This window comes from Tropicibacter oceani (assembly GCF_029958925.1).
Classification (GTDB): Bacteria; Pseudomonadota; Alphaproteobacteria; order Rhodobacterales; family Rhodobacteraceae; genus Pacificoceanicola; species Pacificoceanicola oceani.
In genome coordinates this window covers 1,473,767-1,488,216 of record NZ_CP124616.1, presented here as the reverse complement: position 1 = coordinate 1,488,216, position 14,450 = coordinate 1,473,767, and the positions used below count along the sequence as shown (strand labels likewise).

The window sequence follows — 14,450 nt, the reverse complement described above, 5'->3', positions numbered from 1 at the left end:
CAACTCGAGAGGTTCATTGAATATGGAGACCAGTATGACTGAGTTCTTGAAACACGACGCAATGCATTTGCCGTTCCCAATGGAAAACCGGGAAATGGATTTCGAATGGTGGTATTTCGATGCAGAGCTGCACACTGGCGACCATGTCGTCGTGATGTGGTCCACCAACGACACCCGCGTGTCGCCGCGACAGCCAACGGTTCGCCTGAATATTTACGTGCCTGACGGTCGTGAAATCAGCGAGCTTGTTCGCTACTCCGAGGATAAAGTCAGCCTGTCGTATGAAAAATGCGACGTCCGCATTGGCGATGATTTTTGCATAGACCAAGGGGATCACTTTGAAGTCAAAGCGCTGTGCAATGGCCACGGGGTCCACCTGAAACTCTACAAAGACTTCCCATCTTGGGTGGTTGGCAAAACGCCCGAAGAAATGGCAATGGCGGCGATGGGATGGACCATCGCAGTGCCGCAAGGGCGCGTCGAAGGGACGCTGATCAAAGATGGTGTTGAAACAGCCGTCACAGGAAGCGGTTACCGAGATCACAACTGGGGCAAAGTCCCTGTGTCCGCCGGAAAACGCAATTGGTATTGGGGCAAACTGCACACACCTGACTATTCCGTCGATTACTCGGTTATGATCCCGCGTGATGGCGGTGATCCACAGCCAATGTGCTTGGTGTTCTCGAAAGATGGCGCTGTTATTGATCCGATTTTCAATCGTGACGGTCTGACGATGACCGGTTCGGTCGAAAATATGGTTCCCGCAAGCGAGAGCCAGCTTGGATTGCCTTATGGCAAAACGCTCAAAATGAAGGCCTCTCAAGGTGATTTCGAGATCGAATTCCAGATCGACCAAGACCACCTTGTGATGGTCGAGCGACCCTTGAAAGAATGTGCTCCCAACGGGGAACCTGCCTACCGCTACCTTGGCCGCGAAACCATTCGGATCACCAAGGCGGGCGAAACGCAGGAGTTCAAGACGCAAGCCCTTCACGAGATCGTTTTCACCATCCGTGAAGACGATCATTATGACGGATACGAGGGCTAAAAGAGCCTCCGCCGGGGCGAAAAAAGCCCCGGCATCTCGCCGTCCTCTCGGCCCCCCCAAAATCAATGATGCTATGCCTTGCGATTTATACAAAACCGCTGCTTCGGCCAGAGGGCTGTCTGGTTTCCAAGGCATTCAACTCTTTCAAAAGGAAAGACCATGGAAATCTCCCGAAGATCCTTTTTGACATCGACCGCGCTCGGCGCGGGCTTCCTGCTTGTACCGGGCCTTCGCTCGCCGGTCGTGGCACAGACGCCCAAATTCGTCATTGGCAACTACGAGGCACCGGGCCTGTACGATCAGGCCGCCCAGGAAATCGTGACAGACCGCGACGACGCCTATCACAATGACGGAAACCCGCGCCATTACGAGTGGTGGTATTTTGATCTGTTCACCCGGTCAGGCCTCAAGGCCGCGGTGATCCTGATGGACCGCCCGTTGATCATGTTGGACAATCCCGACCTGCCGCCGATGTTGATGTTGAACGTCGAACTCCCCGACGGCACCAACCGCGATTTCCAGGTGCCGTTCCCCGGTATGGACTTCATCGCGTCCGAGGAGCATTGCGACGTAAAGCTGGGCAACAACTGGTGCAAAGGCCGCTACCCGAATTGGCAGCTACACGCCGAGCATGATGATGTGGTCGTCGACCTTGAGCTTGTCGCGACCGTTGACTCCTGGCGTGCCGGATCAGGGGCGATGTATTTCGACGAAGCCCTGACGGTGTTTAACGCGCATGTCGTGCCGGCCCCGCGCGCCGTTGTAAACGGCACAATTCAGGTCGCGGGCGAAACCATCGCGATCGAGGATGGTCACGGCTATCACGACCACAATTGGGGCAATGCCGGTATCGAAGGTGTTCTCAAGGCGTGGCACTGGGGCCGTGCCGAATGCGGAGATTTCACGCTGAACTTCTCGTATATTCAACACAACGCGGATTACGGCAACAAGGTCGTCTGCAAGTTCATGTTGGCAAAAGACAGTGAAATCCTGCTCAGCACGGGTGAATTCGAGGACAGTTTCGTTGGTGAAATCCATGTCGGCCCGCAGTCTGGCAACGGCTGGCCTGACGGCTTCCTGATCGAAGCACCCTACAACGGCGACATGATCCGTATCGAGATTTCGGGCAATCACCTCTTGAGCGACGCGCTCAATTCCGACCAGCACCCCGATGACGATACCGCACGGCCAGGCTATATCCGTCTTGGCGGCGACATCAGGGTGACGGTGCCACTCGCAGGTGGCACAGAGGTCGCAACCGGCAACATCATCCACGAAATGTCCTTCTCGGAAAGTATCCCCAAAGCGGAAGCAAACTGGCTTTTGTAGGTCCAAGCTCGCCCCCCTTGCGAGCAGTCGCCCCAAGGGGGGGCGGTACCGGAAGTCTGGACTGAAGCTCTCCAAAAACAAACATTTCGGCGCGATGTGTGGAACGTCTGGTTTGGCGATGCTGTGCTGCAGCAATGCGCAGCTGCGCCAACAACAGCTTCGGGCCGGGAGCGACGTATCCCGCAGGTCATCACAGCCTCCTGTTGCTGCGTTGCCGCAAGTCCGCTCCCAGCCCATTCTCCCCGAAGGCCAATCGCCTGTTTCAATCCAAGACAGACCCATAGCGGTGGAAGCCGGACATTCGTTGTGCTGCAGAGCTGAGCATGACATGCGGCGCGAAGCCGTCATTACGATGGCGTGAAGCCGGATGAACAGGGCAAGTCCGTATGCCTTCCCCGGCCCTTCCGGCATGGTTGATCGATCTGTCGTTTCAAAACGCTCTTGGCGACTGGATGTCGGTCATGCGTTGCTGGCACCCATGGAAGACAGCGCCGATCCTTTGACGGTCAATCCAGCTGACTTTGGGCTACGGCCTCGGGCTGATCGCCAGCCCAACGGGCCGCCAGATGGAGAAGGATGATGATCATGGCCAACGGAACGGAAACGGAGATCCACACCATGGGAATGCCCAGCGTGTCCGCCGTCAGACCGGATTGCCGGGCCAGATAGCCTTTGGCGAACCCACCCCTGAGGCCGATGAAACAAAAATAGAGGACAGGCAGCACAAATGTCAGTACGGCGGCAGACTGGATCGCCTCCGACACCAGCCCCAGGACATTGGGCCGGGGCGGAAGCACGCTTTGCATCAGTACGGCGTCCGACCGGGTCTTGAACGACAGTGTCGCGCCCAGCAGGCCGGTCCAGACCATCGCATAGCGCGCGACATCTTCGGTCCAGATGGGGGGCGAAGAAAACACGTAGCGTGCAACGATCTGGATCATCACGGTGAAAAACATCACGCAAACCGCCAGCACGGCGATGCGGCGCACAGCCTGATGCAGTCCGTTGCTGAGGCTGAGGATCAGGTTGCGCATCCTGTGTCTCCGGTCAAAGGGAACAGACGGGCCAGTGAAATGGCCCGTCCTTGGGACTTAGCGGTTGGCGTCGGACAGGTCGGTCCAGATCTTGACGTCGTCGCTGGGCATGAGGTCAGAGTCGTAGACCGCCTTGGATGCTTCGCGGAACACCCCACGCTCTTCTGTCGTCAGTCGCTGAACGGTCACGCCTTTTTCCTCCAGCGCGGTCAGACCGGATTCCGACGCGCGGGCCAGCCAGTCGCGATTGGCCGCATCGGCCGCGACCACCGCGGCATCGACAGTCGCGCGATCGGCATCGGACAGGCCGTCATACCACATCTTCGACATGATCACGGCGCGCATGGGAATGATCACCCCGGCATCGGAAAAGTTGCGGACAAAGTCGGTCTGACCGAACATCACCGGCACAAAGGGCGAATTCAGATAGCCGTCGATCACGCCGGTCTGCAGGCCGGCGGGTACTTCGCCCCAGGGCACGACCGTCCCGCTGGACCCCCACGCCTGGTACATCGCGATCTGCGCATCATCCAGCGCGCGCATCCGCAGGCTGGACATATCGGCGGGGCTGCGCACGGCCTGCGTGGTGGTGATGATGCCCGACGACGGACCGATCGGCACCAGCGCCGCGACGCGCACATCCTGCGCCGCAAGGGTTTCGTTCAGGCGGTCGAACACCTGTCCCGCGGCCACGGCGCGATCCATGTGGGCCGCGTCGTCAAAAATATAGGGCAGACGCACGCCATAGATGAACGGGTCCACCTGTGCCACGGCACGCACATCCGACAGCGACACTTCGAGCAGCCCGGTCGAGACCTGATCGAATTTCTCGGCCTCGTTGCCGACAGAACCCGCAGGCATTTCGCGCGGTTCCATGCCGCCAGCCTTCAGCGCGTTGCCAAAGGCAAAGGCCCAGTTGTACGAGCCGGATTGCTCCATGTCCGGCTTGCCGTCCAGGGCGATCTTCACTTCGGCTGTGGCGGCTGTGGACATCGCCAGCAGCGCCATGATCGTCAGGGCTTTGAGTTTCATCAGGTACCTCCCAGTTACCAGTTCGTTGTCAATTCACGGAAAATCCGAACATGCCCGGCAATGCGAGGCTGAGGCCCGGCCAATAGACCAGCGCCAGCAGCACGATCACCTGCACGACGATGAAAGGCAGCGCCGCGTAGGCCAGCCGCCAGTAGTTCAGGTTGGTCAGCGCCGAGACGACGACCAGGCATTTCCCCAAGGGCGGCGTGATCAACCCGACGCACAGGTTGAAACACAGCACGATACCCAGATGGACGGGGCTGATGCCTTGCTCCAACGCTTGTGGGGCGAACAGCGGGATCAGCAGGGTCAGCGCCACCGGCGTGTCCATGAACATGCCCGCGATCAGGAAAATCCCCACAAGGAAAAACAGGTATTTCGTCCCGGTCAGGCCAAAGCTTTCGACCCAATCGGCCAGAGCCTGCGACCAGCCCAATTGACCCGCCAGATAGCCCAGAACGGATATCGCCGCGAGGATGATGAAGATCGTCCCGGTCATCTTGGCCGTTGCCTCAACCGCGTCAAAGATCATCCGCAGGGACAGACCTTTGTAGAACTGTCCCGCGAGCAGCGCGAACAGGACCGCGATGGCCGAACCTTCGGTCGGCGTGGCCAATCCGAACACCAGCGCGCCCAGAATGATGACGGGCAGGGACAATGCCGGGGCGGCATTCAACAGGCTGGGCCAGAACCTCGGCAGATCGTCCGAGGCACCGCCCGGATGGTTTCTGGCGACAGCAATACCAGCGTTCAACGCCATGAGGCTGGCCGCCAGCAGCAGCCCGGGCACCACGCCTGCGATGAACAGGGCCGCAACCGATGTGCCGGTCAGGCCGCCATAGATGATCATGATGATCGACGGCGGAATGATCGGTCCGATCATCGACGACGCGGCGGTGATCGCGCCAGCATAATAGGGATTGTACCCGCGCGCGGTCATCTCGGGGACAAAAGTACGCGACAACGCCGCGCTGTCCGCGATGGCCGACCCCGAGATGCCGGCAAAGAACACGCTGGTCAGGATGTTCACATGCCCCAGCCCGCCCTTGAATCGTCCGACTATGGACATGGCGAAATCAATCAGGCTGCGGGTGACGCCAGCGCGGCTCATGATTTCGGCGGTCAGGATGAACAGCGGCATCGCCATGAAGGCGAACACATCCAGCTGCGCAAAGATCCGCTGCGGCAGGACCGACAGGTATTGCGCCTTGTCGGTCGCAATGAAGGCCAGGACCGACACGGCCCCCATCAGGTAGGCAAAGGCGGTGCCAGAGATCAGAAGAATGATGAAGACGACGGGAACGTAATACATGGGTCAGACCGCCGTGCTTATCTGGTTGGTATCAAGCGTGCCGCCGTTCAGGATCGGCGGATGTGTCACGATAGAACGCGGATCGATCCTTGGGGACGGGGTGGCCTCCAGGTCGGCGCGCGGACGGGCGGTCGTCTCGGATTGCGCGAACAGGGTTTCGAACGCCCGGGCATTCGCCAGCAGCGCGTCATCCCCGCGCACGGCCCCCAGCATCTGCATTCCAAAGGGCATGCCATGCGGATCACGCCCACAGGGCAGCGTGATCGCCGGTCCACCGGCCAGCGACCCGCGATAGGCGAGCGCAAGCCAGCGGTAGTATATGTCACTCGTCTGCCCGTCGATCACATGTGCGTAGGGTTGGGACCAGGGGAAGGGCGAAACCGGTGAGGTCGGCAACAGGATCACGTCGAACTCCTGCATCACCGTGTTGAATTTGCGCAGGATGCGGGTCTGTTCCAGATGCGCCCAGGCCCGGTCGGACAGTGTCATGGTCTGACCAAGGGCGACATTGCCCGCGATGTGCGGCCCAAGCGACTCGGGCGCGGTTTGCAAGGCCTCGGCAAAGGCCGCGACAAAGCTCTCGGCGCGTAGAATGTCGAAACAGCGGTCCATGTCGCCCAGGGCCAGGTCCGCAGGGCGACACTCCCTGACATGCGGCGCGATCAGATCAATCCGGGACAGGAACGTCTGCCGGATCCCGGGATCGACAGCCGCACCGCCGAAATCGGGGCTGTAGCCAACCCGCAGGTCCTTCAGGTCGACCGCTGCCAGGGTCGCAAAACGGTCCGGCGGGGCGGCACAGGACAGCGGGTCGTCGGCGTCATGTCCCTGGCAGACGCTCAGCATCAGGATCAGGTCATCCATGGTGCGCGCCATCGGGCCCAGCACCGACAGGCCGGACCATCCAAGCGGCCGCGTCGGGTGGGCAATCACATCGACTGAGGGGCGATACCCCACGACCCCACACAGCGCGGCGGGAATCCGCAGCGATCCGCCGGTATCGGACCCGGTACAAAGCGGCAGCATGTCTGCCGCAAGTGCCGCGGCAGATCCCCCCGATGACCCGCCTGCTATCAGGTTGGGATCGAACGGATTGCCTGTCGCGCCCCAGACCGGATTGCGGCTGTTGCCGCCTGCCCCCAGTTCGGGGACGTTGGTCTTGGCCAGAACGATGGCCCCCGCGTCCCGCAGGCGCGCCACCATCGGCAGGTCCGTCGTAGACAGGTTGCCGCGCGCGCGGATGCTGCCGTGGGTTGTCAAAAGGCCCTTGGCATCTTGCAAGTCCTTGACCCCGATGGGAAGGCCATCCAGCGGCCCCTTTGGTTGCCCGGCCTGCCAGCGCGCAGTTGCCTCCTGCGCTTCGGCTCGGGCGGTCCCAAAATCCGTTGCGGCCAAGGCGTTGATCTTTGGATTGACCAGCACGATGCGGGCAAGACAGCAGGCCAGGTACTCGGTTGGCGTCAGGGTCTTGGTCCTGAAGGCTGCCAACACGTCGCAGGCGGACCATGCCGTCAAGGACATGACGGAGTCCAAGCCAAGGATTTAATGCGAATCGACACCACTGCCCTCCCAAACAACGTGCTGACTTAAGGTAAAATTATAGTCTGCCGGAAAATAGAGTCTGATATCGCATCAAACCTTAACCAAACGGAATGGTTTTCGGATCACTCGGCCCTTGCCGGAGGCACTTCAGGAACAGCGACACCGTCCCGTTCTGCATCGCCTGGCTGCCCCGCCAAAAGCAGCGCACTTCTGACAACAGACCCTGCGTGTCGAGGGGCAGCGTCGCCAGTTCGCCGCGCGCGGTATGGGTCTGGGCCAGACGCTGCGGCATGAAGCAAAGCGCGGGCATGACCTGCAACAGTTCGATGTTCAGCGCCAGCGACAGCGAGGCAATCGAGTTGCCGGGGGGCGGCAATCCGTGCCTTGCGAACAACGCATCTATGGCCTGCCGCGCGACGGAATGCGCCTGCGGAAGGATCCAGGGGACCGCACCCACATCCTGCCATTCCACGGTCGGCGTCTGTGCCAAGGGGTGATCCCGACCGGCGACGACCTGGATAGGTTCGGAAAACAGCGCCATCTGTTCAATGCCGGGAATTTCCTGCGGTTGCCAGATCCGCGCGATCAGGACGTCGATCCGCCCGGCTTCCAGCTCTGGATACAGCTCAACAAAGTGCCCCTCCATGACCGACAGGGTGGCCTGGGGCGCGCTGCGCTTGAACATCGCGATGGCCCCCGGCAAGAGCGTCGGCGCGACCGAGCTGACAACCCCGATCGACACCGATCCTGACAGGCCGCTGGCCATCGCTTCCATGTCGAACGCCGCGCGATCCAGTTGGACCAGGACCTGACGGGCATGGTCCGCCAGACTGCGCCCGATCGGGGTCAGATGCAGCCGGTTGCGCTCTCGCGTGACCACGGGCACGCCGACGATCCGTTCCAGTTCGGCTATCTGCTTGGATACGGCCGGTTGCGAGACATTCAACGCCTCGGACACGCGGGCGACCAGTTTCAGATCGGCCAGAGCCGCGATCACCCGAAGATGTCGCAGCGTCATGGATTGCAGGAAATCATTGGCCGACATTGCCCCGCCCCCCGAACTGTCGTGCCCATTTAAATGTCACAGATGACGAGCCGCGACCAGCTTTGGGCGCGCGGTGGACCGCCGTTTCTCAGCCGGGGAAGCCAACCGGCAACTCAGCCATGCGGGGCCGGATGCAGGAAGGTCCAGGGCGATGTCTCGGACCCGCGTTCGACCGGCACCTCGATCAGGGCCGGGCCACCGCTGGCGATGGCCTTGTCTAGGGCTTCGGCCAGGGCGGCGGGCGTTTCGGCCCGTTCGGCAGCCATGCCAAAACTGCGCGCCAAGGCCACGAAATCCGGGTTCGTCAGGTCCGAACCAAGCAAGCGCCCGTCGAAAACGGTCATCTGGTCGCGGCGCACGTTGCCATAGGCGTTGTTGTTGAACACCACGGCGATCACGCCGATGCCGTGCTGCATGGCGGTGGCCATTTCCTGCATCCCGAACATGAAACCACCATCGCCCGAGACCGACACCACCACCTTGTCGGGGTTGGCGACCTTGACGCCAAGCGCCGTGTTGTAGCCAAAGCCGAGGTTGTCCTGATAGGCGCAGGTGACATATTGGCGCGGGCTGAAGACCGGAAATCCGAACCGCGCGGTAAAGCCCATCTGGCTGACCTCTTCGACAAAGAACCCGTCGCGCGGCAAGGCCCCCCGGATCGCATCCAGGTAGCCCATCTGCGGCTGCACTTGTTCACTGGCCTTGCGGGCGCGTGCCTTGATTTCCTGAAATTCGGCGGTCCGGTCCGGTGCCTGATGCCCGTCCAGCGCCACCGACAGCGCGGCGCTGATTTCTGCCGCATCGCCCACGAGGCCCAGATCGGGTTTCAGGCGCACCATTTCGGTGGGGTCGATGTCGATCCGTATGACCTTCAGACCGGCAGGCCGCCACTGCCAGCGCATGAACTGCAATTCCAGCCTGCTGCCGATGCCGATCAGCAAGTCGCAGTCGCGGAAATAGTCGTAGGACGCGATCAGGTTCATCGCGTGCGGGTCATCATCGGACACAATCCCCTTGCCTGAACGGTGCGACGCCACCGGCGCCCCGATCTGTCGCGCAAGGGCCAGCACCTCTGCCGCGGCGTCCAGCGCGCCACCACCGACCATGATCATCGGGTTCTGCGCCTCTGCGATCATCTGCGCGGCGCGGGCATTGGCATCAGGATCCGGCGCGATATGACGGCGCGGCGCGGGGCCTTGTTGCGGGGCGACGCCCTTTTGGCCGAACACATCCCAGGGCACTTCCACGGCGACGGGGCGCTGGCGGCCCGACAGCATCTCGGTAAAGGCGGTGGCCATCTTGTCTGCCGCCTGTCCGGGATGGTCGATCCGGTCGGCGTGTTTGGTCAGGCCTTTCAGGGTCGCCAGCTGATCGGGCAACTCGTGCAACTGCCCCCGCCCCTGACCAATCAGGTGCGACATGATGTTGCCGGTCAGGCACATGACCGGGGCGTTGCCCCCATAGGCCGTACACATCGCCGCCCCCGCGTTCAGGACACCGGGGCCCGGCACCACCGTAAAGACGCCCGGCCTGCCGGTCGACTTGGCATAGCCATAGGCCATGTAGGCGGCCCCCTGTTCGTGCCGCGTGTGAATGAAGCGGATGTCATTCGACCGACGGGCCAGTGCGTCCGACAGTTCGTAGGAATGCGCGCCGGGAATGCCGAAGACAGTGTCCACGCCATTTTGGACAAGCGCATCGACCATGATGTCGGCGGTGGTTTTGGTCATGTGAGGGATCTCCTTGGCGCCAGTCAACGGACACGCCGAAGCGGTTGCGGCGATGATTTCGGGGCAGCACTGCGATAGGCCTCGGCCAAGTGCTGGACATGTTCGGTGACGATTGCCTGGGCGCGACCCAGGTCGCGCTGTTCGCAGGCCTCCAGAAGGTGGGCATGTTCCGCCATCGACCGATCGAGATGCGCGTTCATCTCGGTGAACAGATGCGTCCGAAGCGCCATGAGCGGGCCGATGGTGCTGTCGTGGACGCGGGCAATCGACTGGTTTCCGCTGCTGTCCACGATCGCGGAATGGAACCGCATGTCGCCCTGGGAATAGGCGCGAGAGTCGTTGCGGGCAATGGCGCGCTGCATCTGGTCGACCCCTTGGCGCAGACCGCCGACCAGCGCCTCGGGGTTACGTTCCAGCGCAAAGCCCAGGCAGGCGGCCTCGAGGATGGCGCGATGGTCACACAGGTCGGCCACCGATTTGTCATCGGGGGTGAACACGAAGGATCCCCGCTTGGGCAGGACGCGGATCAGCCCCTCGATCTGCAGCAATGCCAGCGCTTCGCGCACGGGGGATCGGCTGACCCCCAACTGATCGGCAAGCCGTTGCTCCGACACCTTGGAACCCAGTGCAAGCTCGCCGCGAATGATCGCCTCGCGGATGCGCTGTGCGGTCAGTTCCATCAGGGATTGCGGGGGCGAGATTGGCTGCACTGGGGTAACTTTCGACGCTACGTTCGGAATTGCGGCAAAACTACCATGTTACATGTCACTTGACAAGAAAATACGGTATGTAACATGGTAGCTTTAGGCCGGATGCACAGGCGTCGGATCACAGGACACGTTTGCGAGGGGGATGAACTTGGCAGAGCTTTCCGCGCCGGGGCGCAGCGATAGACAGGGGTTTTCCGAGACCTGCGCAGGCATCGTCGGCGAGGCCAATGTCCTGACCGATCCAGCCGCCCTGTCTGTCTATGGCACGGATTGGACCGGCCAGTACACGGCCACGCCCCTTGCGGTGGCGCGGCCCGGTTCCACCTCCGAGGTTGCCGCGCTGGTCCGGGCCTGCGCCGATGCCGGGGTCGCCATCGTGCCCCAGGGCGGGCGCACCGGGCTGTGCGGCGGCGGCGTCCCGCTTGCGGGTCAGGCCAGCCTGGTCCTTTCGATGGGCCGCATGAACCGCGTGCGAACAGTGGACGAGGCCGCCCGGACGATGACGGTCGAGGCCGGCGTCATCCTGGAAAGCGCGCAGGATGCCGCGGAGCAACACGGGCTGACATTTCCGCTGACATTCGGCGCCAAGGGCAGCTGCATGATCGGCGGCGCCCTGTCCACCAACGCGGGCGGCATGAACGTCCTGCGCTACGGCACGGCACGGGAACTGTGCGTCGGCATCGAAGCGGTCCTGCCGGACGGGTCCATCGTGAACGCGCTGACCGGCCTGCGCAAGGACAACACCGGCTATGACATCAAGGACTTGCTGATCGGCGCCGAGGGCACGTTGGGCATCATCACCGCCGCTGTCTTCAAGCTGTATCCCCAGCCCCGGGCGCGCACGACCGCGTTCCTGTCGATCGCATCGCTTGCACAGGCACACACCGTCCTGAACCGCCTGCAGGACCAGACCGGCGGCGCGGTCGAGGTCTTTGAATTCATGCCACGGCCCGCGGTCGACGTGATCTGCCGGACCTTTCCGAACATTCGACATCCCCTGTCCCGCCCTGCCGAAACCGGCCTCTTGATCGAGGTGGCCACGTCGCGCGCCGACGACGCCGAGGGTCTGCCGGACGGCAGCCTGCGCCTGAACGGTCAGGTTCTCGACCTGCTGGCCGAGCTGATGGAGGACGGCGTCGTGCTGGATGCCATGGTCGCCCAATCCGAGCAGCAGCGCACCGACCTGTGGCACCTGCGCGAGTCCATCCTGGAGGCGATCACCGCGAACGGCCCCGCCTATCACACCGACATTTCGCTGCCCCTCGCCCGGATCGCCGAGTTCGTCACCGCGATGGATGACCTTTCCGCCGAGCTGGGGTTCCAGCCCCTCACCGTCGGGCACCTGGGCGACGGCAACCTGCATTACGCACTGACCGCAGCCCAAGGGCGGCGCTGGAACGACCTGCCGCTGGACACAATGCGCCAGTCACTGTTCGACAACCTCATGGCCCTCGGTGGCTCCTTCAGCGCGGAACACGGCATCGGCCAAAGCAAGCTCGACGTCATGCGCGCCCGCAAAGAGCCCGCCCAACTGGCCGCCATGCGGGCGATCAAACGGGCGCTCGATCCCAAAGGCGTGATGAACCCCGGAAAGCTTCTGCCGACAGACTGAAACAGGCCGCACGGGCCACCCGGCGCGACAAGACAGGAGGAGACCCAGGATGACAAACGGACCAAAAGCGACCGCCCTGGGGATTGCGGCGGGCGCGCTGCTCTCGGGACTGCTCGGCACACCCGGGACGGCGCAATCGCTGTTCGACGGCTGCCCCTCGGACGAGATTCTGGCACGTTTCAAAGACTTCGGCCGCACCGGCCAGATGCCGCCCGACCTGGGGAAATGGCTGAACACGCCCGATGCGCAATATATCGAACCGTGAAAACCCTTCGAAAACGTCGATTTCGTCGGCGTCTGCTGGGTTTCTGCCTGGCTGGTCCATACCACCGAAGGCAGCCCCGTGATCAGTCGTGCAAGGAATCCGCGCCTTTGAAACGGGCTGACAGAGGGGCACGCCACGTGATGGCTCAATCGCTGGTCCGGGTCTTTTCAGCCAGTCGGAGCATTTCCGTAAACGCAGACACCTTTGCGGCGCGGAACCGCGACGCGGGAAGGACCACGAAGATGCCCCCTTCGGGCAGGTGCCAATGGGGCAGCACGTGATCCAGCGCACCGGATGCAAGATGCTTGCGCACCAGGTAGTCCGGCAAGATCGCCAGACCTGCGCCCTCTTTCACGGCGGCCATGATCGCGGGCGCGCTGTCGATGGACAGATCGCTTTGCAATTTGACGGAAACCGTTTCGCCCGCTGCATTTTCGAACCGCCAGTGCAGCGGATTGGACAGCGCCCTGTTTGCAATGAATGGCGCAGCAGACAGATCGTCCGGGTGCTGGATGTGATCGAACGCACTTGGGTTGCCGCCCGCGCCAACAAGTAGTTGTTTGAACCCGCCCACCCTGCGCGCCAACAGCGTGGAATCCCGAAGCCACCCGACCCGGATGGCCAGGTCCAGATCACCCGCCATGAGATCGCTGTGATCGTCGCCGAGGTGCAGCTCCACCCGACAATCGGGGTACTTGCGTCGGAACGCAGCAGCCAGCGGGGCCACGATCGCAGTGCCGTAATCGTTTGGGGCGGTCATTCGCAGCGTACCCACGGGCTGCTCTGACAGTTGCGACAACTCGCTGAAGGCTTCTTGCGCCTCGTTCAGGATCGACGCGCAGCGCGTGTAGAACAGGTGACCCGCTTCGGTCGTGCTGACCTTTCGCGTGTTACGCACCAGCAGCGTCGCCTTGAGCTCGGCCTCCAACTGCGTCACCTGGCTGCTGACCACGGCCTTTGTCACGCCGAGGCGGTCTGCGGCCCTGGTGAAGGAACCAGTTTCGACCACCGCCGCGAAATAGGCCAGCCGGTTGAGGTTGTGGGCTTTCGACATGCCTGGCTGTTAGCCTTTGGCATACGCATTGTCAAAAATGTTAGCCTTATCACGCATAATGAATCCGCCTATGTCCCTGTCCAAGGAGACAGGACATGACACGGATAACAATACTGCACTACCTCTTCGATCCCCTCTGCGGCTGGTGCTACGGGGCCTCCGCGACCATCGGCAAGCTTGCGAAGCATCCGCACATCGACCTTCGGCCACATGCCACCGGGCTGTTCGCCGGCAGAGGCGCGCGGCCGATGAAAAGCTTCGCCGCGCAGGCGTGGGCGAACGACTAACGCATTGCGGCGTTGACGGGCCAGCCGTTCACCGAAGCGTATCGCCGAGACGTTCTGTCGGCCAACGATACCTCCCTCGATTCCACCGTGGCAACGCTGGCTGTCACGGCGGTGGCCGAGACAGCCCCCGATCGCGTGATCGACGCCCTCTCCGCCATTCAGTCGGCGCGATATGTCGACGGCAAGGATGTGACCTCTCCCACGGTTGTCGCGGAACTGCTGGCCGAACTGGGCCTTGCAGATGCCGCTGCGCGTATACGGGCCCCCGATGCGGCTCTCGCCGATCTGGTCCGCAATCGCACCGCAGAGGCGCGCAACCTGATGGCGACCTTCGGACTGCAAGGCGTGCCCGCCCTGATTTCGGAGATCAAAGGCACCCGCCGCGTGATCGACTCCAGCACGCTGTATTCCGGACCCGATGCGATGCTCGCCACGCTTGGGCTGGCCTGA

Annotated in this window: 14 protein-coding genes; 6 read left to right on the top strand and 8 right to left on the bottom strand. The window is 62.3% G+C overall.

Translation table 11 applies throughout. The annotated features are described in order from the left end of the window. The first annotated feature begins 34 nt into the window (after positions 1 to 34). Together QF118_RS07130 and QF118_RS07125 are read left to right on the top strand one after the other, a co-directional pair. Positions 35 to 1,048: a hypothetical protein gene (locus QF118_RS07130; RefSeq protein WP_282301939.1), complete on the top strand. Its 1,014-nt coding sequence runs from the start codon at positions 35 to 37 to the stop codon at positions 1,046 to 1,048. Between the two features lie 159 nt (positions 1,049 to 1,207). Then, complete coding sequence (locus QF118_RS07125) at positions 1,208 to 2,377, top strand: hypothetical protein (protein ID WP_282301938.1); 1,170 nt, start codon at positions 1,208 to 1,210, stop codon at positions 2,375 to 2,377. A 506-nt stretch (positions 2,378 to 2,883) separates the two neighbouring features. Here the strand turns inward: QF118_RS07125 and QF118_RS07120 are convergent. The 7 genes from QF118_RS07120 to QF118_RS07090 form a co-directional block, all read right to left on the bottom strand. Continuing rightward, positions 2,884 to 3,411: a TRAP transporter small permease gene (locus QF118_RS07120; RefSeq protein WP_282301937.1), complete on the bottom strand. Its 528-nt coding sequence runs from the start codon at positions 3,409 to 3,411 to the stop codon at positions 2,884 to 2,886. Between the two features lie 57 nt (positions 3,412 to 3,468). Continuing rightward, complete coding sequence (locus QF118_RS07115) at positions 3,469 to 4,443, bottom strand: TRAP transporter substrate-binding protein (RefSeq protein ID WP_282301936.1); 975 nt, start codon at positions 4,441 to 4,443, stop codon at positions 3,469 to 3,471. Between the two features lie 28 nt (positions 4,444 to 4,471). Beyond that, positions 4,472 to 5,755 carry a TRAP transporter large permease gene (locus QF118_RS07110; protein WP_282301935.1) on the bottom strand — a complete coding sequence of 428 codons (1,284 nt, stop codon included), beginning with the start codon at positions 5,753 to 5,755 and terminating at the stop codon, positions 4,472 to 4,474. Between the two features lie 3 nt (positions 5,756 to 5,758). Then, a complete protein-coding gene (locus QF118_RS07105) occupies positions 5,759 to 7,276 on the bottom strand; it encodes an amidase (protein ID WP_282301934.1) in 1,518 nt (505 codons plus the stop codon). A gap of 118 nt (positions 7,277 to 7,394) precedes the next feature. Continuing rightward, positions 7,395 to 8,342: a LysR substrate-binding domain-containing protein gene (locus QF118_RS07100; protein ID WP_282301933.1), complete on the bottom strand. Its 948-nt coding sequence runs from the start codon at positions 8,340 to 8,342 to the stop codon at positions 7,395 to 7,397. A 113-nt stretch (positions 8,343 to 8,455) separates the two neighbouring features. Then, entirely contained in the window at positions 8,456 to 10,072 is a 1,617-nt protein-coding gene (locus QF118_RS07095) for a thiamine pyrophosphate-dependent enzyme (RefSeq protein ID WP_282301932.1), read from the bottom strand. 23 nt (positions 10,073 to 10,095) lie between these two features. Then, positions 10,096 to 10,782, bottom strand: a complete 687-nt coding sequence (locus QF118_RS07090; RefSeq protein ID WP_282301931.1) for a GntR family transcriptional regulator — start codon at positions 10,780 to 10,782, stop codon at positions 10,096 to 10,098. Positions 10,783 to 10,930: 148 nt separating this feature from the next. Here QF118_RS07090 and QF118_RS07085 point away from each other — a divergent pair, with 148 nt between their 5' ends. Together QF118_RS07085 and QF118_RS07080 are read left to right on the top strand one after the other, a co-directional pair. Further along, the gene (locus QF118_RS07085; protein WP_282301930.1) at positions 10,931 to 12,394 is read left to right on the top strand and encodes an FAD-binding oxidoreductase; all 1,464 of its coding nucleotides are present in this window, start codon (positions 10,931 to 10,933) and stop codon (positions 12,392 to 12,394) included. A gap of 49 nt (positions 12,395 to 12,443) precedes the next feature. Further along, positions 12,444 to 12,659, top strand: a complete 216-nt coding sequence (locus QF118_RS07080; RefSeq protein WP_282301929.1) for a hypothetical protein — start codon at positions 12,444 to 12,446, stop codon at positions 12,657 to 12,659. A 145-nt stretch (positions 12,660 to 12,804) separates the two neighbouring features. On the opposite strand, the gene QF118_RS07075 is transcribed toward QF118_RS07080, so the two are convergent. Next, positions 12,805 to 13,713: a LysR family transcriptional regulator gene (locus QF118_RS07075; protein WP_282301927.1), complete on the bottom strand. Its 909-nt coding sequence runs from the start codon at positions 13,711 to 13,713 to the stop codon at positions 12,805 to 12,807. A gap of 95 nt (positions 13,714 to 13,808) precedes the next feature. Between QF118_RS07075 and QF118_RS07070 the strand changes: the two genes are divergently transcribed. Continuing rightward, complete coding sequence (locus QF118_RS07070; RefSeq protein ID WP_282301926.1) at positions 13,809 to 14,000, top strand: hypothetical protein; 192 nt, start codon at positions 13,809 to 13,811, stop codon at positions 13,998 to 14,000. A gap of 87 nt (positions 14,001 to 14,087) precedes the next feature. Continuing rightward, on the top strand, positions 14,088 to 14,450 hold the full coding sequence (locus QF118_RS07065) for a hypothetical protein (RefSeq protein ID WP_282301925.1): 363 nt from the start codon (positions 14,088 to 14,090) through the stop codon (positions 14,448 to 14,450).